At 40.0% G+C, this 26,225-nt stretch carries 19 protein-coding genes; 17 read left to right on the top strand and 2 right to left on the bottom strand.

What is annotated here, in order from left to right; all coding sequences use genetic code 11:
• The first annotated feature begins 37 nt into the window (after positions 1-37).
• The 17 genes from ACQ5H4_RS17985 to ACQ5H4_RS17905 all read left to right on the top strand — a co-directional run bounded on the left by ACQ5H4_RS17985 (position 38) and on the right by ACQ5H4_RS17905 (position 23,461).
• A complete protein-coding gene (locus ACQ5H4_RS17985) occupies positions 38-880 on the top strand; it encodes a carbohydrate ABC transporter permease (protein WP_430776441.1) in 843 nt (280 codons plus the stop codon).
• 144 nt (positions 881-1,024) lie between these two features.
• Complete coding sequence (locus ACQ5H4_RS17980; protein WP_430776370.1) at positions 1,025-2,491, top strand: arabinan endo-1,5-alpha-L-arabinosidase; 1,467 nt, start codon at positions 1,025-1,027, stop codon at positions 2,489-2,491.
• Between the two features lie 6 nt (positions 2,492-2,497).
• Entirely contained in the window at positions 2,498-3,790 is a 1,293-nt protein-coding gene (locus ACQ5H4_RS17975) for an arabinan endo-1,5-alpha-L-arabinosidase (RefSeq protein ID WP_430776369.1), read from the top strand.
• A gap of 18 nt (positions 3,791-3,808) precedes the next feature.
• On the top strand, positions 3,809-6,058 hold the full coding sequence (locus ACQ5H4_RS17970; protein WP_430776368.1) for a beta-L-arabinofuranosidase domain-containing protein: 2,250 nt from the start codon (positions 3,809-3,811) through the stop codon (positions 6,056-6,058).
• A 307-nt stretch (positions 6,059-6,365) separates the two neighbouring features.
• Complete coding sequence (gene araB / locus ACQ5H4_RS17965; RefSeq protein WP_430776367.1) at positions 6,366-8,060, top strand: ribulokinase; 1,695 nt, start codon at positions 6,366-6,368, stop codon at positions 8,058-8,060.
• Positions 8,054-8,749, top strand: coding sequence for an L-ribulose-5-phosphate 4-epimerase (gene araD / locus ACQ5H4_RS17960; protein WP_430776366.1), 696 nt, complete (start codon positions 8,054-8,056; stop codon positions 8,747-8,749). The genes araB and araD overlap by 7 nt, the downstream gene beginning before the upstream one ends.
• Positions 8,750-8,820: 71 nt before the next feature.
• Positions 8,821-10,299, top strand: a complete 1,479-nt coding sequence (gene araA / locus ACQ5H4_RS17955) for an L-arabinose isomerase (protein WP_430776365.1) — start codon at positions 8,821-8,823, stop codon at positions 10,297-10,299.
• A gap of 70 nt (positions 10,300-10,369) precedes the next feature.
• Positions 10,370-12,382 (top strand): transketolase, encoded by a 2,013-nt coding sequence (gene tkt / locus ACQ5H4_RS17950; protein ID WP_430776364.1) that lies wholly within the window; start codon positions 10,370-10,372, stop codon positions 12,380-12,382.
• Positions 12,383-12,394: 12 nt separating this feature from the next.
• Complete coding sequence (locus tag ACQ5H4_RS17945) at positions 12,395-13,882, top strand: alpha-N-arabinofuranosidase (protein WP_430776363.1); 1,488 nt, start codon at positions 12,395-12,397, stop codon at positions 13,880-13,882.
• A 13-nt stretch (positions 13,883-13,895) separates the two neighbouring features.
• A complete protein-coding gene (locus ACQ5H4_RS17940; RefSeq protein WP_430776362.1) occupies positions 13,896-14,168 on the top strand; it encodes a DUF6171 family protein in 273 nt (90 codons plus the stop codon).
• A 61-nt stretch (positions 14,169-14,229) separates the two neighbouring features.
• Positions 14,230-15,738, top strand: a complete 1,509-nt coding sequence (gene arfA / locus ACQ5H4_RS17935; RefSeq protein WP_430776361.1) for an arabinosylfuranosidase ArfA — start codon at positions 14,230-14,232, stop codon at positions 15,736-15,738.
• A 76-nt stretch (positions 15,739-15,814) separates the two neighbouring features.
• Positions 15,815-16,858: an aldose epimerase family protein gene (locus tag ACQ5H4_RS17930; protein ID WP_430776360.1), complete on the top strand. Its 1,044-nt coding sequence runs from the start codon at positions 15,815-15,817 to the stop codon at positions 16,856-16,858.
• Positions 16,859-16,887: 29 nt separating this feature from the next.
• Entirely contained in the window at positions 16,888-18,111 is a 1,224-nt protein-coding gene (locus tag ACQ5H4_RS17925) for a sn-glycerol-1-phosphate dehydrogenase (protein WP_430776359.1), read from the top strand.
• A gap of 18 nt (positions 18,112-18,129) precedes the next feature.
• The gene (locus ACQ5H4_RS17920; RefSeq protein ID WP_430776358.1) at positions 18,130-19,080 is read left to right on the top strand and encodes a glycoside hydrolase family 43 protein; all 951 of its coding nucleotides are present in this window, start codon (positions 18,130-18,132) and stop codon (positions 19,078-19,080) included.
• A 21-nt stretch (positions 19,081-19,101) separates the two neighbouring features.
• A complete protein-coding gene (locus ACQ5H4_RS17915) occupies positions 19,102-20,049 on the top strand; it encodes a glycoside hydrolase family 43 protein (protein WP_430776357.1) in 948 nt (315 codons plus the stop codon).
• A gap of 90 nt (positions 20,050-20,139) precedes the next feature.
• Positions 20,140-21,513, top strand: a complete 1,374-nt coding sequence (locus tag ACQ5H4_RS17910) for an MATE family efflux transporter (protein WP_430776356.1) — start codon at positions 20,140-20,142, stop codon at positions 21,511-21,513.
• Between the two features lie 130 nt (positions 21,514-21,643).
• Positions 21,644-23,461, top strand: a complete 1,818-nt coding sequence (locus ACQ5H4_RS17905) for a LysM peptidoglycan-binding domain-containing protein (RefSeq protein ID WP_430776355.1) — start codon at positions 21,644-21,646, stop codon at positions 23,459-23,461.
• 59 nt (positions 23,462-23,520) lie between these two features.
• On the opposite strand, the gene ACQ5H4_RS17900 is transcribed toward ACQ5H4_RS17905, so the two are convergent.
• Both ACQ5H4_RS17900 and ACQ5H4_RS17895 read right to left on the bottom strand, forming a co-directional pair.
• The gene (locus tag ACQ5H4_RS17900; RefSeq protein WP_430776354.1) at positions 23,521-24,273 is read right to left on the bottom strand and encodes a 3D domain-containing protein; all 753 of its coding nucleotides are present in this window, start codon (positions 24,271-24,273) and stop codon (positions 23,521-23,523) included.
• A 442-nt stretch (positions 24,274-24,715) separates the two neighbouring features.
• On the bottom strand, positions 24,716-25,705 hold the full coding sequence (locus tag ACQ5H4_RS17895; protein WP_430776353.1) for a DUF3231 family protein: 990 nt from the start codon (positions 25,703-25,705) through the stop codon (positions 24,716-24,718).
• Between the last annotated feature and the right edge of the window lie 520 nt (positions 25,706-26,225).

The following is a 26,225-nucleotide window of genomic DNA, read 5'->3' as shown; positions in this document are numbered from 1 at the left end:
AGTTGCAGTTGTAAAAAAAGAAGTGCAAGCTGAACCAATGTCTGAAAAGAAGAAAGATAAAATTACCAATATATTTGTTTTTGTCTTCCTGAGTTTTGGAGCGATTTTCATGGTGGCTCCACTCTTATGGATGTTTTCCACATCACTAAAGTCAAAAGAAGACGTGTTTGCTTTGCCGCCTGTATGGATTCCGAAAGATATCTCTTTTACTAAGTATCTTGAAATTTGGGATATGGGGCCACTTTTATCGGGGATTGGTAACAGTTTAATTGTGGCTTTGTCAGTAACAATTATTGGTACCTTTACTTCGAGTTTAGCCGCTTTTGCATTTGCAAAGCTAAAGTTTAATGGGAAAAATAAGATCTTTATTATGCTTTTTGCATCGGTTATGATTCCTTATCCGGTACTCATGATTCCACAGTTTATTATGTTTTCAAGTATCGGTTGGGTAGATAGTTTATTACCATTGATCGTACCTGGTCTTTTTGGAAATTTATTCATGATTTTCTTCTTACGACAATACTTGAATAGCGTTCCTAATTCCATTATTGAAGCAGCGAAAATTGATGGATGCTCGTATTTCCAAATCTTTTATAAGATTATCTTTCCATTAATTAAACCAGCGGTTGCTGCTCAATTAATTCTATGGTTTATGGGGATCTGGAATGACTATTTAGGTCCGATTCTTTACTTGAATTCACCAGAGAAACAAACCTTGCAGTTAGTAATTGCAAACTTTAACGCTTCATATGCGATCCAAAGTGATTATCCATTAATCATGGCAGCATCAGTGGTTGCTTTGTTACCGATGTTAATCGTATTTATTATCTTCCAGAAGCAGATTATCGAATCGATTGCTATTTCTGGTGTAAAAGGTTGATACATTGATTCAAAAAATGCAAATCAAAATACCGGGAATATTTTGATTGAAAAATTGAATATAAAAAAATGGAAAGGCACTTATCGAGGGATACAACGGATAAGTGCATTTTTTTTCATATTTTATTTGTTGGGAGCCACAACAGTGAACAAACAAAAGAGAATTTATCTAGCAATAGGTATAGCCATGTTACTAATGTTTGCCCTATTGATTACGCCTAGAATCATGAAACCAAATACAAATGATCTATCGGGGCTAAGTCTTCCCTCTCCACCTTCAGAAAAGGTTATTCCTAAAGTAATGAATGACATCATTTACAAAGAAGAGGAGTGGACGACAAATTTCACCCACGACGGGGCCATTATCAAAAATGGGGATTGGTATTATGTGTACTCGACTGATTACATGGTCGGTGGACCACCGACACCAGGTATTCAAATACGTAAGTCGAAGGATCTAATTCACTGGGAGTTTGTCGGCCGAGTGTTTGATCAAGTTTCAAGTGATGCGTGGGAATGGACTGGCGGGACGACGTATTGGGCGCCAAATGTGGTTGAAATGAATGATAAGTTCTACTTGTACTATTCCGTCTCCTCGGTTGGGAAGCGAACCTCGTATATCGGTTTAGCGACAAGTGACTCTTTAGAGGGGCCTTGGAAGGATGAAGGAGCTGTGTTTAAAACGCAGGAAGGTGATGAGTACACGGTAAATGCCATTGATCCGGATATCACGTTTGATACAGAAGGGCAGCCTTGGATGGTTTATGGGTCATATTTTGGGGGCATTTTTATCACAAAAATTGATCCGCAAACAGGGAGATTAGTAGATCCAACGGAAGAAGGAACATTAATTGCCCAACGAAAAAATATGAGCTATGGAATTGAAGCTCCGGAAATCATCTATAACCCAGACACAGAATATTACTATTTAACCGTCTCGTATGAATGGTTGGAGGATACGTATAACGTAAGAACCGCCCGGTCAAAGAATATTACAGGACCTTATCTAGATTTCAATGAAAACGATATGGTTGATCCGTCAGATGATTCCTTTGATACCGGTAATAAAATCGTTAGCTCGTATGCTTTTGAAAAAGATAGCGGCTGGCTTGGGACCGGTCATAATGGCTTGCTTGAGGATAATGGAGATTACTACTTAATCCACCAAGCGAGAGCAGGTGAGGAAATATACTGGTCTCATTTACATGTGAGAAAAATCGTATGGACTGAGGATGGTTGGCCGGTTGTATCTCCAGAGAGATATGCGGGTGAAAAGGAACAGAAAATAGAAGAAAAACACATTATTGGGGATTGGGAGGAAATTCTTCTCCCGCGGTATGACGACACGATGCAAACTTCCCAGAAATTAACCTTCCTTGCAAATGGAAAGATAGACGATGAAAGCGGAAAAAGTAGTTGGAAGCTATCTAGTGACAACACACTTAAACTAGTTATCTATGATCCTGGGGTTGCACCTGCTGACTATTGGGAGTATAGCTTAAAAGTACTTCCCGGTTGGGACTGGGAAAATTGGAATGAAACTCTTGTGTTTACTGGGATGAATGAAGAAGGAACGGCCATTTGGGGGAAAAAACAAATTAAAGGAGAGTAAAATGTGATGAAATTTCCTAAAGAACCAATCAATTATAAGTTATATGATGAATCGATTATCCACCAGGAAAGTAAGTGGAATATCAACAATGCTCATGATCCAGCCAGCTTTAAGGATGGAGATACCTATTATGTATTTTCTACGGATGCGAAGTATGGTGGACCTCCAACTGGTGGGATCCAAATACGGAAATCAAAGGACTTAATTGAGTGGGAATTTGTTGGTCATGCATTTGATGAGATTCCGAGTGACGCATCCGATTGGACAGGGGCGAAAGGGCTCTGGGCACCGGAAGTAGCCAAGTTCGGTGACACCTACTATCTGTACTATGCCGCTTCGCAATTCGGAAAAACACAGTCGTTTATTGGTGTTGCAACAAGTCATAGTATTGAAGGGCCATGGCAGGACCAAGGGGAGGTAGTGAAATCGCAGCAGGATGTACCCGGACCAAATGCGATTGATCCGAATATTACTTTTGACCGTGACGGAAATCCATGGTTAGTCTACGGAAGCTTCTTTGGAGGATTATATGTTTTCCCTATTGACCCGGCAACAGGAAAAAAACGCGCAGGAAGTGAAGAAACCCTAGTTGCTAAAAGGCATACCAGTGTAGAGGCTGCAATTGAAGGACCTTATATTGTGTATCATCCTGAATTTGATCAATATTACTTATTCGTTTCCTATGATTCCTTATTTAAGAATTATCATATTCGCGTGGGAAGGTCTCATTCCATAGAGGGTCCTTATCTTGACTATGATGGATATGAAATGACCAATTTAGAACTTCCACCAAACGAAGTGGGAATGAAGATATTAGGTGGATATAAATTTGGCGATAAGGAAGGCTGGATAGCACCGGGACATAATTCGGTTTTGCAAGATGGCAATGATTATTATATCGTTCATCACGCAAGAGGAGAGAAGGATCCTCATTGGCATTACTTACATGTAAGAAAGATCGTATGGACTGAGGATGGTTGGCCACTCGTTTCTCCTGAAAGATATGCGGGTGAAGAGGAACAGCCAGTTGATCCAAGTCTGATGAATGGGAAATGGGAATATATTTGGATGGATAAAAATGAACATGAACTGATTCCTTCACGTTCTATTACTCTTCCTGCTAAGGGTGAAGGGGGATGGGAGTATAAAAAAGACAATACTTTTGAAGTTCATTTGGATGAAAAGCATTGTGAGATCATCGTATTACCAGCTTGGGATTGGGAGAATTGGAATCCAACACTGGTCTTTACAGGTAAAGACCAACACGGAAATGTTGTCATTGGAAAAAAAGTAGAGTAGTAGATGGGAGTGGAGGTAATGGAAGTAAATGCATTTAAGTTAAAACGTGTCAAAGTGACTGGTGGACCTCTTAAAGCCGCAATGGATTTAAATAAGGAGTACTTACTGCAACTTGAACCTGACCGGTTATTATCCCGTTTTAGAGAGTATGCTGGCTTAGAGCCAAAGGCTGAGAATTACGAGGGCTGGGAAGCGCAAGGGATATCAGGGCATACTCTTGGACACTATTTGTCTGGTTGTGCCATGATGTTTGCTTCTACAGAAGATAAGAGATTTTTAGAGCGTGTGAATTATATAGTAGAAGAGTTAGAGGAATGTCAAATGTCGAATGGCAATGGCTATGTGGGAGGTGTGCCGCGTGGAAGAGAGCTATTTGAGGAAATAAAATCAGGTGATATTCGCTCACAAGGTTTTGATTTAAACGGTGGCTGGGTTCCTTTATATTCGATTCATAAAGTATTTGCAGGATTAAAAGATGCCTATCACTTAGCGAATAATCAAAAGGCAGTACAAGTGGAAGAGAAGCTAGGCTTGTGGTTAGTAGACGTTTTTTCTGATTTAACACATGAGCAAATACAAGCCGTTTTACATTGTGAATTTGGTGGGATGTCAGAGGTGTTAGCGGACTTAGCTGTTGATACAGGAGATGATCGTTTTTGGAGCTTGTCTAAGCAATTTCATCATGAAGAAGTACTTAATCCTCTCGCGAATGGCTTGGATCAGTTAGCTGGTAGCCATGCTAATACACAAATTCCTAAAATAGTAGGGGCTGCTAGGCAGTACGAGGTCTCACAAAATGAATCGTATCGCAAAATTGCAGAGTTTTTCTGGGAGCAAGTGACCAAGCACCATTCCTATGTGATCGGTGGAAATAGTATGAACGAACATTTTGGAGAGCCAGGCAAGTTAAATGATCGACTTGGTGCTTTTACGTGTGAAACTTGTAATTCCTATAACATGCTTAAACTTACGAAACATCTTTTTCAATGGAATCCTTTGGCGATTCAGGGGGATTTTTATGAGCGGGTTTTATACAATCATATACTAGCTTCACAGCATCCGACAGAAGGAACGGTTACGTATTTTGTCTCTCTCGATATGGGTGGTCACAAAGTGTATAATTCGAAATTTAATGATTTCACCTGTTGTGTTGGGTCAGGGATGGAAAATCACTCAAGTTACGGGAACAATATTTATTTTTATGGAGAAAATTCATTATTCATTAATCAGTACGTTCCATCGAAACTTGATTGGAAGGAGATGGGGGTCACTCTTGAGCAGTCGACTGATTATCCTGAAAATGGGAAGGTGACTATAACAATCGATAGTGAGGATTCGAAGGATTTCGCTCTTTCCGTTCGTTATCCGTATTGGGCAGAACAAGGACTGTGTGTCTATGTTAACGGGGAAATATACCTTCATAACAATGAGCCATCAAGTTTTGTTACCATTACACGAACTTGGCAACAAGGAGACACCATTGAATTAGTTATGCCCATGACCTTGCGAGTAGAAAAAATGAACGATAACCCGAATCGAATTGCCTTTATGAGTGGTCCTCTTGTGTTGGCAGGGGATCTAGGTCCGATTAATGAGGAAGGACAATCGAAAGATTTGCTGTTTACACCTGTGCTTGTGACCGATCATCCTACAATCACGAATTATTTACATCCAGACACTGAAAAAAATCATCAGTATGGTATGAAAGAAATTGGTCATCCACGAAATGTAGAACTGTATCCTTTTTATTTAATGCATGACCGTAGTACAACCGTATATTGGGATGTTTTTTCGTTGAAGGAGTGGGAGAAGACGGAACACGCTTATAAAACCTCTCTTGAAAAAGAACGTGAGCTTCAGCAAAAAACCGTTGATTTTTTTCAGCCAGGTGAGATGCAGCCAGAACGAGACCATGATTTCGAGGGCGAACATGTTGGATTAGGAGTAGAGTCGAATCGTAAGTACAGAGATACATGGCCAAGTGGTTATTTTTCCTTCTCATTAATGGTAGATTCCGAATCAACACAAGCATTAGTTGTTATGTATACAAAAGAAATAGAAACCAAGAAATCTTTTGATTTAAGTATAGATGGGTATCTTTTGAAAGATGGATTAATAGAATTAGAGGAATTGAACAAGTTTGTACTTGTACGGTATGAAATTCCTCATTCGGTAACAGAGAACAATACAAGTGTAAGAATCCAATTTAAGGCACATGAAGGCTGTAAAGTACCGAAAGTATTTGCTGTGCGTATGATAAAGAACTGATTTTTAAACAATTTTGTCAAATAAACTTTAATATTTTTTTATAAATACCATTGAAAAAATAAGGATAGGTGGTACAATCAAGTTAAAGGTTATGCGTACAAGTTGGGGAAAAAAGAATAAAAATAGTCAACTTGTAAGGTTGATTGTAAAGGATTACATATTTGGTCTCTATTTTCTTGTACGCACAACGTTATATTATAAAAGAAAAAATTACATTTTAATCCGATGATGGATATGTAAAAACAAATCTCGGATCATCTTTTTATCTTAATGTAAACGCATTCTTTCTAAGGGCAGGGTGATGTAAATGGGTAAGTATTCAATCGGTGTTGATTATGGAACACAGTCGGGAAGAGCGGTACTTGTCGAGATTGGAACAGGTAAGGAAGTAGCAACAGCTGTCAAACCTTATACGCATGGTGTGATGGATGAATTTTTACCAGATGGAACCACGAAGTTAGAGCACGATTGGGCACTTCAACATCCAACAGATTATTTAGAAGTTTTACAGATTACGATTCCAGAAGTATTAGAGAAAGCTCAAGTTTCACCTGAAGATGTAGTTGGTTTGGGAATAGACTTTACCGCTTGTACGGTATTACCAATTGATGAATTTGGAACACCGTTATGCTTAAACCCAGAATATCGTGCAAACCCACATAGTTATGTGAAGCTATGGAAACATCATGCGGCACAGGATGAAGCAAATCGTTTGAATGAAATGGCGGAACAACGTGGTGAGGCGTTCCTAAAGCGTTATGGTGGAAAGATTTCCTCTGAATGGATGATTCCAAAGGTATGGCAAATTTTAAATGAAGCACCAGATATATATGAAGCGGCCGATCAAATTCTAGAAGCAACAGACTGGGTCATTTACCAGTTAACAGGTGAAATTAACCGTAATAGTTGTACGGCTGGATATAAAGCGATCTGGAATAAGCAAGAAGGGTATCCGTCGAAGGATTTCTTTAAAGCACTAGATCCTCGGTTAGAAAATGTAGTGGAAGAAAAGCTATCTACTAAAATAGTTCCAATTGGAGCTAAGGCGGGAGAAATTACGGAAGCTGCAGCAAAGCTTACAGGATTAAAGCCTGGCACGGCTGTAGCAGTTGCAAACGTAGATGCACACGTGGCCGTGCCAGCTGTAGGAATCACGGAAGCTGGCAAACTATTAATGATCATGGGAACGTCAACTTGTCATATTTTACTAGGAGAAGAAGAAAAAATTGTCCCAGGTATGTGTGGGGTAGTTGAGGATGGTGTTTTGCCTGGGTTTATGGGATATGAAGCTGGTCAATCTTGTGTGGGTGACCATTTTGAGTGGTTTACAGAAAACTGTGTACCTGAAAGCTATCAGGATGAGGCAAAAGCAAAAGGAGTGAATATCCACCAGTTGCTAACAGAAAAGGCTAGCCGGCTGAAAGTGGGTCAAAGTGGACTACTTGCTCTAGATTGGTGGAATGGAAATCGTTCAACTCTTGTTGATGCTGACTTAACAGGTGTTCTATTAGGAGCAACCCTTCTAACAAAGCCTGAAGAAATCTACCGTGCGTTAATTGAAGCAACGGCGTATGGAACTAGAATGATCGTGGAGACATTTAGAGAAAATGGTGTACCAGTGAATGAAGTATATGCTGCTGGTGGAATTGCTGAGAAAAACTCATTGATGATGCAAATTTATTCTGATGTGTTAAATATGGATATTAAAATCTCTGCATCCTCTCAGACACCTGCACTTGGTTCAGCGATGTTTGGAGCCGTTGCAGCTGGAAAAGAGCGTGGCGGTTACGACACCATTACTGATGCTGCGAAGGAAATGGGAAGTGTGAAGGATGAGTTTTACCAACCAAAGCTTGAGAATGCAGCTGTTTATAATATGTTATACAGCGAGTATGCTCGCCTTTATGACTACTTTGGCCGTGGAGAGAATAATGTCATGAAGACATTAAAAAAACTTAAGAATGCTAGTTCCTCAGAAATGAAGGAGGAAACCGTATGCTAGAACAACTGAAGCAAGAGGTGTTACAGGCCAATCTAGATCTTCCTAAGCACGGCTTAGTGACATTTACATGGGGAAATGTGAGTGGAATTGATCGAGATGAAAATCTAGTGGTCATTAAACCAAGTGGTATACCGTACGAGGAGTTAAAAGTAGAAGATCTTGTAGTCGTTGATCTAGAAGGAACTATCGTGGAAGGAAATTTACGACCTTCTTCAGATACTCCAACTCATCTTGCACTGTATCGCGCGTTTCCTTCCATTGGGGGAATTGTTCATACTCACTCCCCTTGGGCAACAAGTTGGGCTCAAGCAGGCCGTTGTATCCCGGCATTAGGAACAACACATGCAGATTACTTTTACGGAGAAATTCCATGTACAAGAGAGATGACAAAAGAAGAAATTGATCGTGCTTACGAGTTGGAAACTGGAAATGTGATCATCGAGACCTTCGCAGTCGGAGGAATCGATCCAGTTGCCATTCCAGGGGTACTAGTGGCAAACCATGCACCGTTTAGCTGGGGGAAGGATGCACACCAAGCGGTACATAATGCAGTGGTTCTTGAGGAAGTGGCAAAAATGGCACTGCAAGCGTATCAGTTAAACCCAGGTGTTCGCCCGATTGCACAAGCAATCCTAGATAAACACTATTTACGTAAGCATGGTGCAAAGGCATATTACGGACAAAAATAACATTACTTGTACGTATAACTTGTTTATTTCTATGATTCTACCAATACATTTTCTATTTAGGGGGATTTACCTTGTTAACGACAAAAGCTTATGAATTTTGGTTTATAACAGGAAGCCAATTATTGTACGGAGAAGAAGTATTAAAAGCAGTGGAGAGTAACTCACGTGCAATTGTAGAAGGATTGGATGCAGATGCTCCTTACAAACTAGTATTTAAATCCGTAGTTAAAGATGCAGATGCTATCCGTAAAGTAATGCTAGAAGCAAATGCGGACGATAATTGTGCAGGGATTATCACTTGGATGCACACATTCTCTCCTTCAAAAATGTGGATTGCAGGGTTGTCAGCACTACAAAAGCCATTCCTACATCTTGCAACACAGTTTAACCGCGACATCCCTTGGGATTCAATTGATATGGATTTCATGAACTTAAACCAATCAGCACATGGTGACCGTGAGCATGGATTTATTACAAGTAGATTAAATGTTAAGCGTAAGGTTGTTGTAGGCCACTGGGAAAACCAAGAGGTAAAAGAACGCGTAGGAAGCTGGATGAGAACGGCTGTAGCTCATTCAGAAAGCAAAATCCTGAAGGTTGCACGCTTCGGTGACAATATGCGTCAAGTGGCAGTTACTGAAGGTGACAAGGTTGAGGCACAAATTAAATTTGGTTGGACAGTGAATGGATATGGTGTAGGTGACCTTGTTCAACGAATGAATGATGTTTCTGAACAAGAACTTGACCAGCTAATGGCTGAATATGAAGAAAAATATACAATCGTTCCAGAGGGATTAACGGATGGGCCCGTTAGAGAATCTATTCGTTACCAAGCTAGAATTGAACTTGGAATGAAGGCATTCTTAGAAGAAGGTGGTTATTCAGCATTCACGACTACTTTTGAAGATCTTCATGGTATGCGTCAGCTACCAGGCTTAGCTGTTCAACGATTAATGGAACAAGGTTACGGCTTTGCTGGAGAAGGAGATTGGAAAACAGCTGCATTGGTACGTTTAATGAAGATTATTGCTGGTAATGAGCAAACGTCATTCATGGAAGATTACACATACCACTTTGAGCCAGGAAATGAAATGGTCCTTGGTGCGCATATGCTAGAAGTTTGCCCAACGATTTCTGCTACACGTCCAAAGATCGAAGTTCATCCACTAGGTATTGGTGGGAAGGAAGATCCTGCAAGAATCGTGTTTGATGGAATGGGTGGTTTTGCACTAAATGCTTCCATTATCGACCTAGGACATCGTTTCCGTCTACTAGTTAATGAAGTGGATGCGGTTCAACCAGAAAAAGAAATGCCTAATCTTCCAGTTGCTCGTGTTCTATGGAAGACTCAACCTTCTTTAAGCCAAGCGGTTGAAAACTGGATTCAAGCGGGTGGAGCTCACCATACTTGTTACTCTTACAAAGTAACAACAGAACAATTAAGAGACTTTGCTGAGCTAACAGGAATTGAAATGGTTGTTATTAATAACGATACAAAAACAAATGATTTTAACAATGAATTGCGCTGGAACGAAGTTATATACCGATAAAATCTAATAAATCTAGGTGGGGCTATTAGAAATAATAGCCCCCAATTGTAAGAAAGAGGAGGAACACCCCTTGAATAAAACAGTTGATAAACAAACAGTGGAGCATGTAGCCGTCAATGCGATTCGTACACTAGCCATTGACGCAATCGAAAAAGCGAAATCCGGACACCCGGGAATGCCAATGGGAATGGCTCCTACAGGTCATGTGCTATGGTCAAAGGTTATGAATCACAACCCAGCCAACCCTACATGGTTTAATCGTGACCGTTTTGTCCTATCGGCAGGACACGGATCAATGCTGTTATATAGTCTTTTACACTTAAGTGGCTATGATGTTTCCTTGGACGATCTTAAGCAATTTAGACAGTGGGGTAGCAAAACACCTGGTCACCCTGAGTTTGGCCACACACCAGGAATAGATGCAACAACAGGTCCATTAGGCCAAGGAATTGCGATGGGTGTAGGAATGGCAATGGCGGAAGCTCACTTATCTTCTGTTTATAACCGGGAAGGCTTCTCGCTAGTTAACCACTATACATATGCCATTTGTGGCGACGGTGATTTAATGGAAGGTGTTTCAGCCGAAGCAGCTTCTCTTGCTGGACATTTAAAGCTTGGTAAATTAGTTGTTATCTACGATTCAAACAATATTACATTAGATGGAGAGGCGCATCTATCATTCTCCGAAGATGTTCAAAAAAGATTTGAAGCGTATGGCTGGCGGGTCCTTCGAGTAGAAGAAGAGAATAATCTAGAGGCGATTGAACTAGCCTTATTAGAAGCAAAAAAAGATACGACTCAACCTACCTTAATTGAAATAAAGACAACATTAGGTTACGGAAGTCCGAATAAAGGTGGGAAGTCTGGGCATCAAGGTACGCATGGATCTCCACTTGGAGTAGAGGAAGTCAAATTAACGAAGGAAAATTTAGGCTGGCCACAGGAAGATTTCTTTGTTCCTGAAGAAGTAAGGGAATATTGGCTTGAGGTGAAAAATCGTGGAATCGCAGCTAATCAAGAATGGGATGCTTTATTGAATCAATATAAGGAAGCTTATCCTGAACTAGCGGAGCACCTGGATCGAGACTTAAGAGGAGAGCTTCCAGAAGGTTGGGATCTAAACGTCCCGGTGTATGAAAAAGGTACTTCCGTTTCAACACGAATTGCTTCTGGTCAGGTGTTAAATGGATTAGCCGAAAGAATACCAAATGTATTTGGTGGATCGGCTGACTTAGAGTCGTCGACCATGACACATTTAAAGGACATGGGGAAATTTTCAAGCGAAAGTTATGAAGGTCGCAATGTGTATTTTGGTGTTAGAGAGTTCGCGATGGGAGCGGCTGTGAATGGAATGGCACTGCACGGAGGAGTAAGACCTTTTGGTTCTACCTTCTTTGTTTTCTCAGACTACTTAAAACCAGCCATTCGCCTATCCGCTCTTATGAACATTCCTGCTATTTTTGTATTTACACATGATAGTATTTTTGTAGGGGAAGATGGCCCAACCCATGAGCCAATTGAGCAGTTATCTGCACTTAGAGGAATCCCTAATGTAACAGTCCTTCGACCGGCGGATGCAAATGAAACAGCTGCCGCATGGAAATACGCTGTACGAAATCAAGAGGGACCAGTCGTACTAGTGTTAACTAGACAAAACTTAACGGTTCATATTGATGCACAAACGGCTAATGAAGAAGTAGCAAAGGGAGCTTATATTGTAGCAGACTCTGATTCAGCACCGGTTGTACAACTGATCACAACTGGGTCGGAGTTAGATTTAGCGCTTCAAGTTAAGGCTGAGTTAGATAAAGAAGGAACAGCTGCTCGAGTGATTAGCATGCCTTCATGGGAATTATTCAATAAACAAACAAAGCAATATCAACAAGCTGTATTATCACCTGAAAGTAAGTTAGATGTAGCCATTGAACTTGGTTCTCCATTAGGTTGGGCACAGTATGTTGGCAGAGACGGGCTGATCGTTGGAATTCCAACGTTCGGAGCTTCAGCACCAGGTGGGAAAATTGCGATGGAATATGGTTTTACAGTAGAAAGTATTATGAAAAAAATTAAGGAACGCCTTTAGGAGGTCGAACTCATGAGTAATCGTGTAATTGTTAATGCAGACGTAACAAAAGGGAAAATTAATAAAAATATCTATGGCCATTTTGCTGAGCATCTTGGCAGATGTATATATGAAGGAATTTGGGTAGGAGAAGATTCTTCGATTCCCAATACAAAAGGAATTCGGAACGATGTATTAGCAGCGCTTAAGCAATTAAAGGTTCCGGTTCTTCGCTGGCCAGGTGGTTGCTTTGCTGATGAATACCACTGGAAAGACGGGATTGGTCCTAAGGAAAACCGGAAGCGTATGGTGAACACGCATTGGGGTGGAGTGGTCGAAAACAATCACTTCGGAACGCACGAATTTATGCTTCTTTGTGAATTACTAGATTGTGAGCCTTACATTTGTGGAAACGTGGGTAGCGGAACCGTTCAAGAAATGTCCGAGTGGGTTGAGTATATGACATTTGAAGGCGAATCACCAATGGCAAACTGGCGTCGTGAAAATGGAAGAGATGAGCCTTGGAACATGAAGTATTTTGGTGTCGGCAATGAAAACTGGGGCTGTGGCGGTAACATGCGACCAGAATACTATGCGGATCTGTATCGTCGTTATCAAACGTACGTCCGAAACTATGGCCAAAACAAAATTTATAAAATTGCTGGTGGTGCCAACGTAGATGACTACAATTGGACCGAAGTATTAATGAAAAATGCTCATTGGTTAATGGACGGCTTAAGTCTTCACTATTACACCATTCCTGGTGACTTTTGGCTAGGAAAGGGATCAGCTACTGATTTCCCTGAAGATGAGTGGTTCATTACGATGAAAAAAGCTCTTCATATGAACACATTAATTTCAAAGCATAGCACCATTATGGATAAGTACGATCCTGATAAGCGGATTGGCATGATCATTGATGAGTGGGGAACTTGGTTTGATGTTGAACCAGGAACAAATCCAGGCTTCTTATATCAGCAAAATACGATTCGTGATGCATTAGTGGCTGGCTTGCATTTTAATATCTTCCATGAACATAACGATCGTGTTCAAATGACGAATATTGCTCAAACCGTAAACGTATTACAAGCCATGATTTTAACGGAAGGGGAAAAGATGATTCTTACTCCAACATATCATGTATTTGATATGTACAAAGTTCACCAAGATGCTGAGCGTATCGCTGTAGATTCAATATTCGGTGAGTATGAGTACAACGGAGAAAAGCTTCCACAAGTAACCGCTTCTGCTTCTAAAAATGCAGAGGGAACCATTCATGTGAGCTTATGTAATATTGATCATCAAAACGAATCTGTTCTAGAACTTGACCTTCGTGGAGTGAATGCTGGAACTTCAAAGGTAAAAGGCACCATTTTAACGGCAACAAGCATGAACGCTCACAATACCTTTGAGCAACCTGAAGTGGTGAGACCAGTAGAATTTACAAGCTTTACAGTGGAAAACAACAAGTTATCTATCAAGTTACCTCCAATGAGTGTGGTTACTTTATCCGTAGAATAGGCGGGTGGAAGGTATGAACGGGAAAAGCTTATGTAAAGGCTGCGTAGAAAGCGTGATTGTCACTGAAGAAGTGATAGAGGAACTGATAAAAGAAATGGAAGAACAGCCTAGCCTAATCGTTTCTGAAGAAGTCTATCAAGAGCGATTAACAGTTTGTGAAGGCTGTTCATCATTGCAATATGGAACTACTTGTGCTCATAGCGGATGTATTGTCCGCTATCGAGCTAAGTTTAAAAACAAAAGCTGTCCTTCTGCTGGGAAGCCAAAATGGGAAAAAGTTAGCTAAATAGATTAGGAGAGCATACAAAACCCGATACTCTGTATGGAATCAGAAAGGAATAGATCACATGAAAAATCAGGCGAAAATGATTTTAGAAAAAGACTTTAAAATCTCTGAAATTGACAATCGAATTTATGGATCTTTTATTGAGCATCTAGGACGTGCGGTGTACGGGGGCATCTATGAACCAGGTCATCCTACTGCTGATGAACATGGATTTCGGCACGATGTAATCGACATGGTGAAGGAGCTGCAAGTCCCTCTTGTCCGTTATCCAGGTGGAAACTTTGTTTCCGGATATAACTGGGAGGATGGCGTTGGTCCAGTAGAACAACGTCCAAGAAGATTAGATCTAGCTTGGCGTACAACGGAGACAAATGAAATGGGAACAAACGAATTTATGCAGTGGGCAAAACTAGTGAACGCAGAAGTAAATATGGCGGTAAACCTTGGGACACGTGGAATTGATGCTGCAAGAAATTTAGTAGAATATTGTAATCACCCAGGTGGTTCTTATTATAGTGATCTCAGAATCTCTCACGGTTATAAAGAGGCTCATAAAATTAAGACGTGGTGCCTAGGAAACGAAATGGATGGCCCGTGGCAAATTGGACATAAGACAGCAGCTGAGTACGGACGTCTTGCCCAAGAAACGGCGAAAGCAATGAAGTGGGTAGACCCAACGATTGAGCTAGTGGCATGTGGAAGCTCTCATCGTAAAATGCCAACTTTTGCTGATTGGGAAGCGACTGTTCTTGATTTCACCTATGACCATGTAGAGTTTATCTCTCTTCACCAATACTATGGTAACCGTGATAATGATATTTCTAATTACTTAGCATTGTCATTAGAAATGGACGACTTTATTCGTTCAGTCATTTCGATTGCAGACTATATTAAAGCGAAGAAACATAGCAAGAAGAAAATTCACTTGGCGTTTGATGAGTGGAATGTATGGTATCACAGCAACGAGGCAGATAAACAAATAGAACCATGGAGTATTGCACCTCCGCAACTTGAAGATATTTATAATTTTGAAGATGCCCTTCTAGTAGGCTGTATGTTAATTACTATGCTAAAGCATGCAGACCGATTAAAAATTGCTTGTTTGGCTCAGTTAGTCAATGTTATTGCTCCAATTATGACAGAAGGCAACGGAGTAGCGTGGAAACAAACCATCTTCTATCCATATATGCACACATCTGTATATGGTCGAGGTGTAGCCTTAAACCCTATCATTTCAAGTTCAAAATATGATAGTAAAGATTTCACAGATGTACCATTCCTTGAGTCAACAGCAGTGTATAATGAAGAAAATGAAACATTAACGATTTTTGCTGTCAACCGTCACCTTGAAGAAGGACTATATTTAGAAGTAGATATCCGTAACTTTGAGGGCTACGAAGTGATTGAGCATATCGTATTAGAGAATGATGACATCAAACAGACGAACTCAGCACAGGGGACACCTGTTGCTCCGCACTCTAATGGAAATGCAAAACATGAGAACGGTGGAGTGAAAGCGCTATTACCGAAGTTATCTTGGAATGTCATCCGTCTAGCAAAGCAAAAATAAGCGTGAGTTCCCATATCATCCTTGTGGTGATATGGAATCATTTATATTCATCGTTTTTAGGAAAGGTTGGACGAAAATGAAGGTCAATCAGGAATACTTTGGACAAATCAATGGAACAACCGTTGATACATACACACTTGTAAATGATGGAGGAATGAGCGTCAGCTGTATTACTTTAGGATGTATTATCACAAAGATCATCACTCCCGATCGAAATGGAGTGATGGAAAACGTAGTGATTGGTTATGACTCCATCGATGAATATCTATCAGACTCGTATTATTTAGGAGCAGTTATTGGTAGATTTGCTGGACGCATAGCAGGAGCTTCCTTTGAATTAGACGGCAAAACCTTTTCCTTAGCCAAAAATAATAATGGGAATCATCTTCATGGTGGAACTAAGGGTTTTGACAAGGTCATATGGGATGCTGAGATCCTTGAAAGGGAAGAAGAAATAGGGGTACAGTTCTCCTACCTAAGTCCGGATGGAGAAGAAGGGTACCCAGGCAATCTGAAGCTAACCGTTACCTACTTGTTAAACAATAATAATGAATTGACGATTAGCTATGAAGCGGTATCTGACAAGAAGACCATTTTAAACCTGACTAACCATTCCTATTTTAATTTAAGTGGGAATTTAAAACGTGATACATTGGATCACTCTCTATATATAAAAAGTAGTAAATACCTTGAATTAAACGATGAACTTCTGCCGATACAGACAGCAGATGTGAAGAATACCCCGTTTGATTTTACAGCTGGACGTGTCATACGAGAAGGAGCAGAATCCTACCATCCGCAAAATAAACTAGCTGGTGAAGGGTATGACCATCCATTTTTATTAGACTCACGTCATGATGAAGAAATTGTACTAAAGGATGAAGAAAGTGGTCGAAAGTTAACGATTGAAACGGATGAAGTGGCTGTGGTTTTGTATTCTGGTACCCAAATCAAAGCAGAAGGGGAGATCCGAGGTGTTTCCGCTCGAAAGTATCTTGGCCTTTGCTTAGAAACTCAAGGGTTACCTGATGCTATTCATCATCCAGAGTTTCCTAGCTGTGTGATTGAGAAGGACCAGCCGTTTACATCTACTACTACCTATATGTTCGGTACGATTTAAAAAGCAATAGGAAAAGGAGGAGTACCAAAGTGGAGAATTATATAGCAGACGTTATGACTTTAAGCCAACAATGTGACTGTGGAAATCATCATAATGTGATTCCAATTGAAGCGATAAAGATTGGAAATGAAGCTCTGAAAGAGGCCGCTCAATTTATCCAAAGAAAAGCTTATCAAAAAGTGGTCATTGTGGCAGATGCACAAACGTATAAGGCTGGAGTCGAAAAGTTCGCTGAACACTTAAAAGAAAAGAATATTGCTTTTTCAGTAACGATTTTAAAACCCGACGAAAATAATGATGTCGTTGCCGATGAAAAATGCCTTGTTCAGGCGTTACTTGACATTCCGACAGAAGCTGATGTTCTCATCGCTTTCGGGGCGGGAACGATTCATGACATCACACGTTTTTGTGCGACAAAGCTAAAAATTCCGTTTATCTCCGTACCATCTGCTCCTTCAGTTGATGGGTTCACGTCATTAGGTGCTCCTCTCATCGTTCGCGGAGTAAAAACGACCTTTCAGATGAGTTCGCCTATTGCAGTTTTTGCTGATTTAACAATTCTGCAGTCTGCTCCAAGAGAAATGATTGCAGCAGGGTTTGGCGATATGATGGCTAAATATACTTCTCTAGCTGACTGGAAACTTGGTCACATAGCGGTTGGGGAACCATATTGCCCTCTATCGGCACAAATCACTAGAGATGCCCTAGAGAATTGTGTGGAACATGCCGAGGAAATTGAAGCGGGAGGTCAGTTGGGTGTTCGGATTTTAATTGAGGCGCTTATCAAGTCTGGATTAGCGATGCTTTTATTTGGGCAATCTCACCCAGCTTCTGGTGGAGAGCATCATCTATCTCACTACTGGGAAATGGAGTTTTTAAAACTAGGCCGTCCTGCCGTTCTTCATGGAGCAAAGGTATCTGTTGCTACTTTATTATTAGCTGATATTTATAAACGCAAATTTCTAGAGCTTATTACAGAAGAAAAGAATATGGAGAATTTAGATGATCCATTCATAGTTAAAAATATCCAAGAGCATCTTCCAGTGATCCAATCTATTTATGAAGAAATCCCTCAGCCAGAGAGGCTTCGGGAGATATTAGAAAAGTTAAATGGTGCAGTTTCTCCCGTAGAGCTTGGAATCAGTGAAGAGTTAGTGAATAGAAGCTTACAAGAAGCACACCACCTCCGTAACCGCTTTACAGCATTGAAATTTTTGAATGAAGTGGCAAAAGTGAGTCCTCAATCTGTTTAATAAGGAAAGGTGAAGACCATGCAAAAGGTAGAAACATTAAACAATCCAATATTGTTACAACGAGCAGACCCATGGGTGTATAAGCATACAGACGGCTATTATTATTTCACTGCTTCTGTTCCTGAATTTGATTTAATTGAGTTAAGAAGGGCAGAAACCATCCAAGAACTAGGAGAAGCAGAACCGGTTGTTGCTTGGCGAAAATACGAATCAGGACCAATGAGTGCAAATATTTGGGCACCGGAGCTTCATTACATTGATGGAAAATGGTATATCTACTTTGCAGCGGCACGAGCAGATGATATTTTTGACCACCGCATGTATGTCCTTGAAAATGATTCAGCGAATCCTTTAGAGGGTGAGTGGGTAGAAAAAGGCCAAGTGAAAACCGATTGGGAATCCTTTTCTCTTGATGCAACCACCTTCGAACATAAAGGGGAGAGATACTATGTATGGGCACAACGCGATCCAAACATTTTAGGAAACTCTAACCTATATATAGCCAAAATGGTGAGCCCTTGGGAAATTGAAGGTCCTCAAGTGATGATTACACAACCAGAATATGACTGGGAAACCATCGGATTTTTAGTGAATGAGGGAGCAGCTGTATTAAAGAGAAACGGTAAGATTTTTATATCTTACTCAGCGAGCAAAACCGATTTTAATTATTGCATGGGTCTTTTAACGGCAGATGAGGATAGTGATTTGCTCGACACTAAGTCTTGGAAAAAAACGGATAAGCCCGTTTTCCAAACAAGTGAAGAAAATGGCCAGTATGGGCCAGGTCATAATAGTTTTACCGTATCCGAAGATGGTACAGAGGATATTCTGATTTACCATGCTCGTAACTACAAAGAAATTGAAGGAGATCCACTGTGGGATCATAATCGCCATACACGTGCGCAGGTATTTACATGGAATGAAGATGGAACACCAAATTTTGGCGTACCTGTAAGGGATGCGAAATAGAAGAAATCGGAGGAGTCCATGATGGTGAAAACAGAAGATAAAAATCTAATTTTAGAACAAAGAGCCGATCCTTGGATCTACAAGCATACTGATGGATATTATTATTTTACCGCATCTGTCCCTGAATACGATCACATTGAGGTTCGTCGTTCAAAGACATTACATGGAATTGCAGAGGCAGAACCAGTTGTAGCATGGAGAAAGCATGAGACTGGGCCAATGAGTTCATTAATATGGGCACCGGAGCTTCATTTTATTAACGGAAACTGGTATATCTACTTTGCAGCTGCTAAGTCAAAAGAAATTATCAACGGTTTGTTTGATCACCGTATGTTTGTTATTGAAAATAAGTCTACTAACCCATTAGAAGGTACATGGGAGGAAAAAGGACAAATTAAAACCGATTGGGAATCCTTTGCATTAGATGCGACATCCTTTGAGCATCATGGGCAGCAATACTTAGTTTGGGCACAGAAAGATCCTAATATAAGAGGAAACTCTAATCTGTATATCGCTCCTTTAGAAAATCCTTGGACCATCAAAAGTCCTCAGGTGATGATCACCAAACCAGAGTTTGACTGGGAAACGATTGGCTTTTGGGTAAACGAAGGTGCTGCTGTGATTAAAAGAAATGGTCGTGTGTTCATTTCTTATTCAGGAAGTGCAACAGATGAAAACTACTGCATGGGATTGATTTCAGCAGATGAAACTAGTGATCTATTAGATCCTAACTCCTGGACGAAATCGGATAAGCCCGTATTTCAAACGAACCGTGAAGCGGGACAATATGGTCCAGGGCATAATAGCTTTACGGTTTCAGAAGATGGATCTCAAGATATTCTTGTTTATCATGCACGAACATATACAGAGATTGTGGGAGATCCATTGTACGATCCGAATCGACATACACGAGCTCAAGTGTTTACGTGGAAAGAAGATGGTACTCCATATTTTGGAAAACCGGAGTGATCTTTATAAGGATATAAGGAAGAAATTCATATCAACCTTTGATATGGATTTTTTCTTTGACCTAAAATTATAACAGAAGAAGGGTTAACTATGGGAAAAACAAGATCATCTAATGAACCACATAAACTCACCTTACGAGCCATCACTTGGCCGATTTTTATTGAATTATTTTTACAGACGATCATGGGAAGTACAGACACCATCATGCTTGCCCATATTTCAGATGATGCGGTAGCAGCAGTGGGTGTCGCGAATCAATTAGTTTTCTTTGCGATTTTAATTTTTGCCTTTACTTCAACAGGGACAGCGGTTCTGATATCCCAGTACTTAGGGGCAGGAATGAGGTTAGAGGCAAAGGAGACCGCGGGTATTTCTATTACGATTAATTTATTTATCGGTCTTGTGGTAAGTGCGCTGATGTTTATTTTCCAAGGGCCACTGCTCGACCTCTTCAAGCTCGAAGAACACTTAGCATCTATTGGTCATTCTTACCTTTCCATTGTAGGTGCCACTTTGTTCTTACAAGCCTTGCTTGTCACCGTGTCGTCTATTTTACGAGCTTATGGGTTTACGAGAGATGCGATGTTTGTATCTCTAATCATGAATATCATCCATTTAATCGGAAATGCATTAGTAATTTACGGTTTGTTCGGCCTGCCTGTATTTGGGGTTGAGGGAGTAGCAATCTCAACTGCGATAAGTAGAGCGATTGCGCTAGTTATTGCTCTTTATCTGATGTATAAAAGACTTCCAATCAAAGTCGAGCTTCACGATTATATCCATTTTGACATATCAAAGGTCAAAAAGATTCTGCGAATAGGGGTACCTGCCGCCAGCGAGCAGTTATGCTATAACACCAGTCAAATGGCGATTACCGCTATTACTGCCTTAATGGGAGCTGCGGCTTTAACGACTCGAGTCTACACCTGGAACATTATGACGTTCATCTTGTTGTTCGGACTCGCAATGGGACAAGGAACTCAAATCTTAATCGGTTATCGTGTGGGTGCCGGTGACTTTGACGGAGCGTATCGCCAACTTCTTAAAAGCTTAAAATCTAGCTTTATAATCACCATCTTGATTGCGGTCTTTGTTGCGGTGTTCCGAGTTCCGTTAATGAGCATCTTTACGGATAACAAGGAGATTATTCATATTGGTAGTCAACTGTTGTTGCTTTGTTTAATCCTTGAACCGGGAAGAACGTTTAATCTATTAGTGGTCAATGCACTTCGGGCCACCGGCGATGCGACTTTCTCCGTAAAAATGGGAGTTCTGTCCATGTGGGTAATCGGTGTACCCGTCGCATATGTCCTTGGCATCCACTTCGGATTAGGACTCTATGGGGTCTGGATCGCCTTTATTGTTGACGAGTGGCTGAGAGGAATTGTGATGTATTTTAGATGGAGAAGCAGAGTGTGGGAGAAAAAGGTGCTTGTTGTGAAGGAAGAAGTGGCTAGTTTATAAGTATCGTAGAACTCAGGAATCCCTGGGTTCTTTTTTATAAAATCTTCTCTACCTAGATAAGATGAATCTTTGCGTCTATTCATGAATAGCATATAGGCAGATAAAGCATTCGTTTAATGGAGGAGTGTTTATGCAACTTTTTTACACGGTCCGCCCTGGGGATACACTTTTTCAAATTGCTAGTCGATGGAAGCTTTCCTACGAATCTCTTGCTGCCGCTAATAATATACAGCCACCCTATACGATTTATGTTGGTCAGCAACTATCTGTGCCACCGGGAGTGAATAGAGTTCGGGTAAAATCAGGTGATACCATTTTTAACATAGCTCAAACATTTGGTGTGCCACAATCTGTTATTATTCAAGCAAATCAGATTCAGCCGCCCTATACGATTCAAGTGGGGCAATTGCTAACGGTACCTCCCGGGAATCCATTCTATGTCGTTCAGCTTGGAGATACATTGTTTCAAATTGCAAACAAATACAACGTCACCACAAGGGGACAAAGTAACTATGAGCTGATACGACAGGTCAACCAACTTCCAAACTACAATCTTGCACCAGGAATGCGATTAAAAATTCCTTATGCTCCACCTGGGGATCTTGGTATGATTGCGTATACTTCTAATCGTGGTGGTAGCTACGACCTTTGGGTGTATAATCTTCGAAACGGGCAAAATATTCAGCTTACTAATGGATTAGGAGAATCCTATACTACTCCATTTTGGTCACCGGATAGTACCAAGATTGCTTTTGTAGGAAAAAATGGTGTCTTGTTCATCCTCGATGCAGGGGATGGGAGCACCTCTAGGATTGACCAATTCACTGAAGGAGAAGGGATCATCTTAGATTGGTCACCAGACAGTCAAAGGCTTGCTTATGTTAAAAATAATCAAATCATCTTATATCGAGTGTCTACCTTTCAGGTTCAACGAATAGAAGCAGTAAATGCGACCGATGTTCAGTGGTTTCCAAATGGGCGCGAGCTCCTTTATCAAGCTCCTGATGAATTGGGTGTTAGTCAGCTTTATCTTATTGCTACGGATGGTACCGACAAACAGCAAATGACTGAAAACACGGGTGGAAGATTAAACAATGTTCGCTTATCTCCGAATGGTTTATATGCCTTATACACGAGTCCGGGTGTGAGTATTTCTATTATCTATACGATCGAACTTTCAAGTGGACAGATTTTCGAGGTGAAGGGAGGCCCGCTTGCGAAAAATTATTATCCCGTATGGTCATCAGATTCCTCGACAATTGCTTATAGTGCGACAGCCTTTGAAGATGTAGGCTATTTCTCATTGATTCGTACCACAGGTAGGAAAGGAGAAAATGACCGGACGGTAGCCATATCGTCTTGCTACGCAACCCCTGTTACTTGGTCGCCAGAATCACCAAAATTAGCTTATCTATCCGGGTGTAATGGAGAAGGAATAGGGAGAGAAATGTGGGTGCTAGATTTACGCCATCCCGTTCCGATAAAGATTGTGGACGGAGGACAAATTACCTCCTTACAATGGTCACCTGTTCCCATTTCATCTTTGAAAAAGACATTTACAAGTGATCGCTTTAACATCCAATTTCAATACCCGGCACACTGGAAGCAGGAGAGTGATGAAAGATATGAAGGTCCTGATGGATTTTTTCAAATAGCTGCCATATCTTCCGATGAACCCATTCACACCGTCTGTCAAAATGAAGCCTTCCACCAACTACTTCCATACGGTACCAAACCACTTATCCTACAGACAAACATACAAACTCAGGAGGCTTGCTATATCTTTCCTTCAGAAGATCAATCCCCTGAAATGAGAGGGCAAGCAGCACTGATTGTCCGATATCCAGAACCGATACAAATCGGAGAAACCTTCTATAATTATTTCATTCTATGGGCAGATCAAAATCATTTATATGAAATTAGCTCGACACTTACTTTTTTACGATAGTGATAGACTGTCTAATCAAAAAATCCTCATCTTTATACCAGATGAGGATTTATTGATTTCTAGTTTAAAATTGTGACTTTTATTTGTTTTACTCCAAAATTGATTGCATCCTGTTGAGAAGGAATAAAGACATCAATTTTATTTCCTTTTATGGCCCCGCCGGTATCTCCGGCGATAGCTTCACCGTATCCTTCCACATAAACCTTACTACCAAGTGGAATAATAGTAGGATCCACTGAAATGATTTTTGCATTTGGATTTTCTTTTAGGTTAATTCCTGTAGCGGTAATACCTGAACATCCCTCACATGAAGCTGTATAGGCAGTAGCTTCCATAATTAATTCCTTTGAAGCTGCTGTGTTTGTTGATGGAGCGCTTGCTGTGGAGGTACTTTCCTTTGACTCTTGTGCTTCAGGCTCCACTGAATTTTCAGTTATAGCCGTCTTAGAAGTATTAATATCTTCATAGATCAATAGGTTTAATCCAGGATGAATAAGGTCACTATGTAATTGGTTCCATTCTTTCATTTGTGAAACTGTTACTTGATGTTCTAAGGCTATGTCCCATAAAGTGTCCCCTTGCTTAACAGTATACTTTTTATGTTGAGCAATGGTTAGAACATCACCAGGGTGAATAAGGTCAGTAGTAAGATCATTCAACGTTTTAATATTTTCTACAGTTGTATTATTCACACGTGATAGATTCCAAAGGGTATCCCCTTTCTTTACCGTAATCGTAGAAGCTTGTACATTTGCACTTATCGATACTGTGAGTACAGTAACTGTTACACCTGAAATGATTTTTTTAAGCATCTATTACCCTCCATGTTCTTTGGTTACTAATTTTAAATTATCGTAACATATATTTTTCTGAGAAAAAGAACAGGGAGGTGTTAATTCGATTACGGCTATGGCATTTCTATTACAATAATATTTCTAATATTAATCAACAAATCTATTAAATAGAATAGGTGATAGCATCCATGATCTTTTGTTAACGACTAAAAATCTATATTTCGTTCTTGAACAATAGGGGAAGGTTTATTGAATAAGCTAACTCACAATTTTGGGTGTTAGCCTTTGTGGTGTATTTGCGTGGGTGTTGCTTAAGAAGGTATTAAATTGCAAGTGAAATTTATAGAACATAGTTGAAGGAGGGTGCATAAGGCAGGTGGAATGGTTAAAAGGTGCTGTACCATAGTACAACACCTAATTTTGCCGTTTCACTTTTTTGAAACCGCATACCATAGCTTTTTCAATTGGAATCAGGTTGTTTTTCTAACCATCCATGTTTAACCATAATGTTGTAAGAAAAAGCACCAGCCTCCATTGCATGAGTAAATACTTTAGAATAGTTTACGATTATATCCGTTCTGAAGCTGGAACCTAACGATGCACCATAATAAGTAAGAGCCGCATTAACTAAAAACCCTGCGTGAAACATAATCAATTTATCAGAAAATGGGCTTACAGTAGAATCAGTAATCTCAGTATCCCACTTCTCAGGGATTGGCAAATGATCCTGTTGTAAGATTGCGTCAAAGCTTTCAGCATCTTTCCCTGCTAATTTAACGTTTTTTAACATAAAATTTCGAACGTCTTCACGGACCACCACCTGACTAAAAGCCAAACTTAAAGAGCTGATAAATCCAGTTTTTGTTGAATTAAAGAAAAGGGTGCTGATTTCCGAGCTATTAAGTGGTCTTTTGTCTCCGATTAAATTAGAAATGAATCCTGGTGATTCCATAAACTGTACCTCATGAGGTGAAGGGATGGAAGGGACACTTGTATATTTTGGCTGATTTATTGCTAATTTCATTATTTTTTGGAACAATATCTTAGATGAAACTGTACAATCAAAAAAATAATTTTGAATGTCTTGCCGTTCCACGTTTGTAATAGCAAGGCTATATGCGGTTAACCCATGTATGGTCATAATATAGGAGTAAAAAAGTAAAAACTGGTCAGAAAACAAACGTGGGGCATTAACATTCACATCATTTTCTGTAAATCCAAGTGGGATTTGGAAATTAGCACTCTTTAAGAATTCAGTGATTTTCGTAATATGTCCTTCAGCTAACTGTAATGCGTTTTCTAATATGGGTTTTATCTCTTTGTCTTCAACAATATTAAGAAAATATTTGTAAACACAGATAGCCATACTATCACCCAAATATTGTAGCCAAAGAGCAGATACCTCTGCAGCAGTTAATGTGTTTGCTTTTGATTTGCCGAAGACACCCAAAGAAAATACCTCCAATGTTCCATTTGTTTTTCTGAGATTAATTTATGGCGGGTAATAAGTATACATTTATATTTGATGATTGCAGCTTTAATTTTTTTCACATTTGACTCCTAAGGCGTATTAAAAAAAGGTAGGGCTAATTCCCAAGTTTTTGGTTTATCTTATTAATTTTACGAATAATCGTAAGAGCAAATAAAAAAAGGGATCCAGTGAAAACACTTGTAAGAATTCCAGCTCCAATACCCATCTTTATAATTATATCGAGCTTCTTTTTGGTAGATGAAAACAATGATAATACCTCTTTCCTTTTTATGTTGGTATTAAGATTTTTACCAATCAGGGATTTATTATGTAAGTGGAGAGATTATTTCCTACATATTAATATCAAATTGTGAATTAATTCACTTAAGTAAAAGGGCAGGTTTATGGAATAAGAAATAAACTCTAGACAGAAATTGTACAGCAGAAAAAAGCCGAGAGCTGTAACCTCCCGACTCGCTTAACTTTTTTTAAGTGCCTT

It is taken from the genome of Bacillus coreaensis (genome assembly GCF_050586445.1).
Lineage (GTDB): Bacteria > Bacillota > Bacilli > Bacillales > Cytobacillaceae > Robertmurraya_A > Robertmurraya_A coreaensis.
Note: the sequence above shows the minus strand (reverse complement) of the source record. Positions and strands in the feature narration are given on the sequence as shown.

Excerpts from the sequence above, each read along its gene's own strand:
- ACQ5H4_RS17985 (WP_430776441.1), top strand. The coding sequence starts at position 38 with ATGTCTGAAAAGAAGAAAGATAAAATTACCAATATATTTGTTTTTGTC.
- ACQ5H4_RS17975 (WP_430776369.1), top strand. The coding sequence starts at position 2,498 with ATGAAATTTCCTAAAGAACCAATCAATTATAAGTTATATGATGAATCG.
- ACQ5H4_RS17970 (WP_430776368.1), top strand. The coding sequence starts at position 3,809 with ATGGAAGTAAATGCATTTAAGTTAAAACGTGTCAAAGTGACTGGTGGA.
- araB (WP_430776367.1), top strand. The coding sequence starts at position 6,366 with ATGGGTAAGTATTCAATCGGTGTTGATTATGGAACACAGTCGGGAAGA.
- araD (WP_430776366.1), top strand. The coding sequence starts at position 8,054 with ATGCTAGAACAACTGAAGCAAGAGGTGTTACAGGCCAATCTAGATCTT.
- ACQ5H4_RS17945 (WP_430776363.1), top strand. The coding sequence starts at position 12,395 with ATGAGTAATCGTGTAATTGTTAATGCAGACGTAACAAAAGGGAAAATT.
- ACQ5H4_RS17940 (WP_430776362.1), top strand. The coding sequence starts at position 13,896 with ATGAACGGGAAAAGCTTATGTAAAGGCTGCGTAGAAAGCGTGATTGTC.
- arfA (WP_430776361.1), top strand. The coding sequence starts at position 14,230 with ATGAAAAATCAGGCGAAAATGATTTTAGAAAAAGACTTTAAAATCTCT.
- ACQ5H4_RS17930 (WP_430776360.1), top strand. The coding sequence starts at position 15,815 with ATGAAGGTCAATCAGGAATACTTTGGACAAATCAATGGAACAACCGTT.
- ACQ5H4_RS17920 (WP_430776358.1), top strand. The coding sequence starts at position 18,130 with ATGCAAAAGGTAGAAACATTAAACAATCCAATATTGTTACAACGAGCA.
- ACQ5H4_RS17915 (WP_430776357.1), top strand. The coding sequence starts at position 19,102 with ATGGTGAAAACAGAAGATAAAAATCTAATTTTAGAACAAAGAGCCGAT.
- ACQ5H4_RS17910 (WP_430776356.1), top strand. The coding sequence starts at position 20,140 with ATGGGAAAAACAAGATCATCTAATGAACCACATAAACTCACCTTACGA.
- ACQ5H4_RS17905 (WP_430776355.1), top strand. The coding sequence starts at position 21,644 with ATGCAACTTTTTTACACGGTCCGCCCTGGGGATACACTTTTTCAAATT.
- ACQ5H4_RS17900 (WP_430776354.1), bottom strand. The coding sequence starts at position 24,273 with ATGCTTAAAAAAATCATTTCAGGTGTAACAGTTACTGTACTCACAGTA.